Source organism: Variovorax sp. GW821-FHT09D07, from assembly GCF_059416345.1.
In genome coordinates this window covers 146551-152628 of record NZ_JBWKOY010000011.1, presented here as the reverse complement: position 1 = coordinate 152628, position 6078 = coordinate 146551, and the positions used below count along the sequence as shown (strand labels likewise).

Sequence of the window (6078 nt, the reverse complement as noted above, 5' to 3'; positions counted from 1 at the left end):
AAGCTGATCAACCCGATCGCGATGGAAGAAGGCCTGCGCTTCGCCATCCGTGAAGGCGGCCGTACCGTGGGTTCGGGTGTCGTGGCCAAGATCCTCGACATCTAAGCCGGACGCAAAGGAATCACCATGGCTACCAAGCAAAAGATCCGCATCCGCCTGAAGGCATTCGACTACAAGCTGATCGACCAGTCGGCCGCTGAAATCGTGGACACCGCCAAGCGCACCGGCGCGATCGTCAAGGGCCCCGTGCCCCTGCCGACCCGCATGAAGCGTTTCGACATCCTGCGTTCGCCGCACGTCAACAAGACGTCGCGCGACCAGCTGGAAATCCGCACGCACCAGCGCCTGATGGACATCGTCGACCCCACCGACAAGACCGTGGACGCGCTGATGAAGCTCGACCTGCCGGCCGGCGTCGACGTCGAGATCAAGCTGCAGTAATTCGACCTCGCGTCGCATTCCGAGCACAGCCCGCCTGCAGAAATGCAGGCGGGCTTTTTTGTGCTTCACGTTTGTTTCTCAAGTGTGGCATCCTCGCGCACCGGCCTGCGGGACGCAGTGCGCCGGGGCTGAAACGAGGGCAGCACACGTGATGAGCCAGAAGTTCTCTTTTGCATTCGGTGCGGCGTGCATCGCGGCGGCATTGCTGGCAGGTTGCGGTGGGGGAGGTGGTGGTGGCGGAGGCGGCGGTGGGTTTCCCATCGGCCTGCCGATCGTGCTGAACCCGGTCGCCCTGAGCGGGAAAGCCACTTACGACTCGGTGCCGAACAACAGCGGGCCCCTCCTGTACGCGAACACCACAGCCAAGCCCGTGCGCGGCGCCACGGTAGAGGTGCTCGATGCCACCACATCGGCGCAGCTCGCGTTGACCACCACGGATGACGGTGGCAATTACACGGCTTCGGTGCCGGCGAACACGAACATCATCGTGCGCGTGCGGGCCCAGCTGACGCGGACCGGCCCGGGCGCGACCTGGGATGTCACGGTGCGCGACAACACCCGCAGCGACGCGCTGTACTCGATGCAGTCGGCGAGCTTTTCGTCGGGCAGCGCGGCGCTGACGCGCGACCTGCGCGCGGACAGTGGCTGGGATGGCTCGCGCTACAGCGGGACGCGGGTCGCGGCGCCGTTCGCCGTGCTCGACACGATCTACACCTCCATGCAGAAGGTGCTGTCGGTGGCGCCGGCTTCGGCGTTTCCTGTACTGAAGGTTTTCTGGAGTGCCGACAACGCGCCGTCCACGTCGATCAACCTCGCGACAGGGCAAATCGGCACGACCTTCTTCTTCAACAACGGAAGCAGCGGTCGGCAGATCTATGTGCTGGGCAAGGAGAACGTCGACACCGACGAGTTCGACGCACCGGTGATCGCGCATGAGTGGGGGCACTATTACCAGTCGGCGTTCAGCCGCGACGATTCGATGGGGGGCGAGCATGACGGAACGGATCGTCTCGACCGGCGGCTCGCTTTTTCCGAAGGCTGGGGCAATGCATGGTCGGGCATCGCCCTGAACCGGAGCAACTACGTGGACTCGACGGGTGCGCAACAGGGTGACGGTGGGCGGCTGGATCTGTCCGCCGGGCCTCCGACCGGCAACCCGGGCTGGTTCCGCGAACTGTCGGTCCAGGCCATCCTGTGGAACCTCAACCGGCAAGCCGGCTTCAAGCCCATCCACGACACCTTGACTGGCTTCCAGTTCCGAAGCGGCGCGCCGGTCACGTCGATCCACGCCTTCGCCGCCGCGTTCAATGCGACGTCGCCTGGCAACGCCTCGGCGCTGAACAGCCTGTTGGCTGGGCAGGGCATCACCTCCAGCGATGCATTCGGCACGGGCGAATCGAACGACGGCGGGGTGCCAAGAGCGCTGCCGATGTACGGAGCCTTGACGGTTGGTCCGGCGCCGAGCAGTGCCTGCGTCTCCAATGCGGCGGGTACCGGCAACAAGCACGGCAGCATTGCCTACCTGCGCTTCACCGCGCCAGCGAACCGGGACTACCAAGTCACGGTCGGGGGCGCCACGCTGCCGGACTTCGACGTCTTCCGAGGCGGAGAGATCGCCCGGTCGGGCAACCGGGTCAGCCTGAGCGCGGGTGAGTACGTTCTGGCGGTGCGGGACGCCGCAATGACGAGCTCCTCTGCTTCGCCGCTGTGCCTCAGCGTGCTTGTTCAATAGGAAGGGAAGGCTCGCGATGATCCTAAACACTCGCCTCTCTTTGGCTGCCGCGTTGGCGGCGGGACTTGCACTGTCCGCGCTCCCGGTCTCCGCCCTAGCCGACGGCATGCCGCCGGCGCGCACCACTGCGAAGCTGTCGGCTGCAACCTCGAAGGATGCGGCCACCCCCTGGGTGACCGCCTCGAGAAAACCCAATGACTCCGGCGTCAAGCTGCAGTACCGGCTGGACGGCGCGCCTCAGGCCGGCAAGCCGACGGTCGTCGTTCTGCAGTTCGACGGCGTCAGCGACCCCGCGGGCGCCAGCGTGGCGCTGACGGTCGATGCGGGCCTGACGCTGTCCGGCAGCGCGTCGCTGAGTCTGCCGCCGGGGCAGCGCTCCGACGCTTCCGTCACGGTGATCAGCCAGGGTGACGGTCTGGCCTACCTGAATGTGTTCATCAAGCAGGCTGGTCGGACCAGTGCCATTTCCATCCCGATCCAGACCGGCGCGGCGGCGCCCGCCATGAAGGCCGGCGGCGAGATCAAGTCGCTGCCAGGCGGCGACAACATCATCTCGCTGCCCGCGAAATAGGCCCGAAAGCCACCCGAAACGGAGCCGGAACCCCCTGAATCCGGCCCGAAAAGGGCCACTTGCGCCCCGGTTCGACTGCGGGCTATAATCTCTGGCTCTGCCCTTGTTGCGTCCGTTCGGGTGCCGCTTTCGGCAGAGATTTATCAACCTTCTCTCGCAGGCCGGGAAACCAGCCAAACGCTGTCGCCAATTGAAGTGGCAGCGGCGAAGGAAGTCTTCCATTTTTGGAGAAAACAAATGAGTCTGAGCAACTCCCTCGGGTTGCTGGGCCGCAAGGTGGGGATGATGCGTCTCTTCACCGATGACGGGGACGCAGTTCCTGTCACGGTGGTGGATGTGTCCAACAACCGTGTGACCCAGATCAAGTCCCAAGAGACCGATGGCTACGTCGCCCTGCAGGTGACGTTCGGTTCGCGCAAAGCATCGCGCGTGACCAAGCCCCAAGCCGGCCACCTTGCCAAGGCAGGTGTCGAAGCTGGCGAGATCATCCAGGAATTCCGCGTCACCGCCGATACCGCAGGTCAGCACAAGGCTGGCGGCGTGATCGCGGCAAGCAGCGTGTTCTCCGTGGGCCAGAAGGTGGACGTGCAAGGCACGACCATCGGCAAGGGCTACGCCGGCACGATCAAGCGTCACAACATGAGCTCGCAGCGCGCGTCGCACGGTAACAGCCGTTCGCACAACGTGCCCGGCTCGATCGGCATGGCACAAGACCCCGGTCGCGTGTTTCCCGGCAAGCGCATGACGGGCCACCTCGGCGACGTCACCCGCACGACGCAAAACCTCGACGTGTTCCGCATCGACGAAGCACGTCAGCTGCTGCTCATCAAGGGCGCGATCCCGGGTTCGAAGGGTGGCTTCGTCACCGTGCGTCCCGCCATCAAGGCCAAGCCGCAAGCGGCTGAAGGAGCGAAGTAATGCAACTCGAACTCCTGAACGAACAAGGCCAGGCCGCGTCGAAGTACGACGCCCCCGAGACCGTGTTCGGCCGTGACTACAACGAAGACCTGGTCCACCAGATCGTCGTTGCATTCCAGGCCAACGCCCGTCAAGGCACGCGCGCCCAGAAGGACCGCGAACAGGTCAAGCACTCGACCAAGAAGCCTTTCAAGCAAAAGGGAACGGGCCGCGCCCGCGCCGGTATGACGTCCTCGCCCCTGTGGCGCGGAGGCGGCCGGATCTTCCCGAACATGCCTGACGAAAACTTCTCGCAGAAGATCAACAAGAAGATGTACCGCGCCGGCATGGCCTCCATCTTCTCGCAGCTCGCTCGCGAAGGCCGTCTGGCCGTGGTCGATTCGCTGACCGTGGATTCGCCCAAGACGAAGCCGCTGGCAGCCCGTTTCAAGGCAATGAATCTCGAGTCCGTGCTCGTGATCGCCGAAGAAGTCGACGAAAACCTGTACCTTGCCTCGCGCAATCTGGTCAACATCCTCGTGGTCGAACCCCGTTACGCCGATCCGGTGTCGCTGGTTCACTACAAGAAGGTGCTGGTCACCAAGGGTGCCGTCGACAAGCTCAAGGAGATGTTCGCATGAGCCGCGTGAACCCCACCCCTGCACAACGTAAGTTCGACGAAGGCCGTCTCATGAACGTGCTGGTCGCACCGATCGTGTCCGAAAAGGCCACGATGGTCGGCGAGAAGTCGAACGCTGTCACTTTCAAGGTGCTGCAAGACGCCACCAAGCCCGAGATCAAGGCCGCTGTTGAACTGATGTTCAAGGTCGAAGTCCAGGGCGTGTCGGTGCTCAACACCAAGGGCAAGACCAAGCGCTTTGGCAAGTCCATCGGCCGCCGCGACAACGTGCGCAAGGCTTATGTGACGCTGAAGGCCGGTCAAGAGCTCAACCTCGTCGGGGAAGGCGCTTAATCATGGCCGTCATCAAGATGAAACCCACTTCGCCGGGCCAACGCGGCGCGGTGAAGATTTCGCGTGACCACCTGCACAAGGGTGCGCCTCACGCAGCCCTGCTGGAACCCCAGTTCCAGAAGGCCGGCCGTAACAACAACGGTCACATCACGATCCGCCATCGTGGCGGTGGTGCCAAGCACCACTACCGCATTGTCGACTTCGTGCGCAACAAGGACGGCATCCCGGCCAAGGTCGAACGCATCGAGTACGACCCGAACCGCACCGCCCACATCGCTCTGGTCTGCTACGCCGACGGCGAGCGCCGCTACATCATCGCCCCGCGCGGTCTGGAAGCTGGTGCAACCCTGATGTCGGGCGCCGAAGCCCCGATCCGCGCCGGCAACACCCTGCCGATCCGCAACATCCCTGTGGGTTCGACGATCCACTGCATCGAACTGCAACCCGGCAAGGGCGCGCAGATCGCACGTTCGGCCGGTACCTCGGCCACGCTGCTGGCCCGTGAAGGCGTCTACGCCCAGGTCCGCATGCGTTCGGGCGAAGTCCGTCGCATTCACATCGAATGCCGCGCGACCATCGGTGAAGTGGCCAACGAAGAACACAGCCTGCGCCAGCTCGGCAAGGCCGGTGTGAAGCGTCACATGGGTATCCGCCCGACCGTTCGCGGCGTGGTGATGAACCCGGTCGACCACCCGCACGGTGGTGGCGAAGGCAAGACTGGCGAAGGCCGCCATCCTGTCGACCCGTGGGGCAATCTGACCAAGGGCTATCGCACCCGTAACAACAAGCGCACGCAGGTCTTCATCGTGTCGCGTCGCAAGAAGTAAGGGATAGCCAATGACTCGCTCTCTCAAAAAGGGTCCTTTCGTCGACCACCACCTCGTGGCCAAGGCCGACAAGGCCGTGACGAACAAGGACAAGAAGCCGATCAAGACCTGGTCGCGCCGCTCGATGGTTCTGCCCGAGTTCATCGGTCTGACCATCGCTGTGCACAACGGCAAGCAACACGTGCCCGTGTACATCACCGACCAGATGGTCGGCCACAAGCTCGGCGAATTTGCGCTCACGCGCACGTTCAAGGGGCACCCCGCGGACAAAAAAGTCCAGAAGAAGTAAGGAACGACCATGTCTGAAACACGTGCAGTCCTCCGCGGTGTCCGCCTGTCGGTCGACAAGGGCCGTCTGGTCGCGGACCTGATCCGCGGCAAGAAGGTCGATCAAGCGCTCAACGTTCTGCAATTCACGCAGAAGAAGGCCGCTGTGATCATCAAGAAGGTGCTCGAGTCGGCGATTGCCAACGCCGAGCACAACGACGGTGCCGACATCGACGAGCTGAAGGTCAAGACCATCTACGTCGAGCAAGGTGCAACGCTCAAGCGCTTCACGGCGCGCGCCAAGGGTCGCGGCAATCGCATCAGCAAGCCCACGTGCCATGTGTACGTGACGGTTGGCAACTAAGAAGGC

At 63.6% G+C, this 6078-nt stretch carries 10 protein-coding genes; all 10 read left to right on the top strand.

Annotated features, from left to right (window positions below):
• Positions 1-105: EF-Tu C-terminal domain-related protein (locus tag AC07OX_RS28620; protein ID WP_475539795.1), on the top strand; the 105-nt coding region annotated here is incomplete at its 5' end.
• Between the two features lie 21 nt (positions 106-126).
• Positions 127-441, top strand: a complete 315-nt coding sequence (gene rpsJ / locus AC07OX_RS28615; protein ID WP_007838118.1) for a 30S ribosomal protein S10 — start codon at positions 127-129, stop codon at positions 439-441.
• A 151-nt stretch (positions 442-592) separates the two neighbouring features.
• Positions 593-2173: a hypothetical protein gene (locus AC07OX_RS28610; RefSeq protein ID WP_495262857.1), complete on the top strand. Its 1581-nt coding sequence runs from the start codon at positions 593-595 to the stop codon at positions 2171-2173.
• Between the two features lie 16 nt (positions 2174-2189).
• Positions 2190-2744, top strand: a complete 555-nt coding sequence (locus tag AC07OX_RS28605) for a hypothetical protein (RefSeq protein ID WP_495262858.1) — start codon at positions 2190-2192, stop codon at positions 2742-2744.
• A 237-nt stretch (positions 2745-2981) separates the two neighbouring features.
• Positions 2982-3662, top strand: a complete 681-nt coding sequence (gene rplC, locus AC07OX_RS28600) for a 50S ribosomal protein L3 (protein WP_062478866.1) — start codon at positions 2982-2984, stop codon at positions 3660-3662.
• Positions 3662-4282, top strand: a complete 621-nt coding sequence (gene rplD / locus AC07OX_RS28595; RefSeq protein ID WP_062478869.1) for a 50S ribosomal protein L4 — start codon at positions 3662-3664, stop codon at positions 4280-4282. The genes rplC and rplD overlap by 1 nt, the downstream gene beginning before the upstream one ends.
• Complete coding sequence (rplW, locus tag AC07OX_RS28590) at positions 4279-4614, top strand: 50S ribosomal protein L23 (RefSeq protein WP_056576559.1); 336 nt, start codon at positions 4279-4281, stop codon at positions 4612-4614. Before rplD ends, rplW begins: the two co-directional genes overlap by 4 nt.
• A gap of 2 nt (positions 4615-4616) precedes the next feature.
• A complete protein-coding gene (gene rplB, locus AC07OX_RS28585; RefSeq protein ID WP_056576555.1) occupies positions 4617-5441 on the top strand; it encodes a 50S ribosomal protein L2 in 825 nt (274 codons plus the stop codon).
• Between the two features lie 10 nt (positions 5442-5451).
• Complete coding sequence (gene rpsS / locus AC07OX_RS28580) at positions 5452-5730, top strand: 30S ribosomal protein S19 (RefSeq protein WP_062478874.1); 279 nt, start codon at positions 5452-5454, stop codon at positions 5728-5730.
• A gap of 9 nt (positions 5731-5739) precedes the next feature.
• Positions 5740-6072 carry a 50S ribosomal protein L22 gene (gene rplV / locus AC07OX_RS28575; protein WP_007838134.1) on the top strand — a complete coding sequence of 111 codons (333 nt, stop codon included), beginning with the start codon at positions 5740-5742 and terminating at the stop codon, positions 6070-6072.
• Positions 6073-6078: the final 6 nt, after the last annotated feature.

Coding starts and splice junctions, on each gene's coding strand:
- rplD (WP_062478869.1), top strand. CDS start 3,662: ATGCAACTCGAACTCCTGAACGAACAAGGCCAGGCCGCGTCGAAGTAC.
- rplW (WP_056576559.1), top strand. CDS start 4,279: ATGAGCCGCGTGAACCCCACCCCTGCACAACGTAAGTTCGACGAAGGC.
- rplB (WP_056576555.1), top strand. CDS start 4,617: ATGGCCGTCATCAAGATGAAACCCACTTCGCCGGGCCAACGCGGCGCG.
- AC07OX_RS28605 (WP_495262858.1), top strand. CDS start 2,190: ATGATCCTAAACACTCGCCTCTCTTTGGCTGCCGCGTTGGCGGCGGGA.
- rpsJ (WP_007838118.1), top strand. CDS start 127: ATGGCTACCAAGCAAAAGATCCGCATCCGCCTGAAGGCATTCGACTAC.
- AC07OX_RS28610 (WP_495262857.1), top strand. CDS start 593: ATGAGCCAGAAGTTCTCTTTTGCATTCGGTGCGGCGTGCATCGCGGCG.
- rplV (WP_007838134.1), top strand. CDS start 5,740: ATGTCTGAAACACGTGCAGTCCTCCGCGGTGTCCGCCTGTCGGTCGAC.
- rpsS (WP_062478874.1), top strand. CDS start 5,452: ATGACTCGCTCTCTCAAAAAGGGTCCTTTCGTCGACCACCACCTCGTG.
- rplC (WP_062478866.1), top strand. CDS start 2,982: ATGAGTCTGAGCAACTCCCTCGGGTTGCTGGGCCGCAAGGTGGGGATG.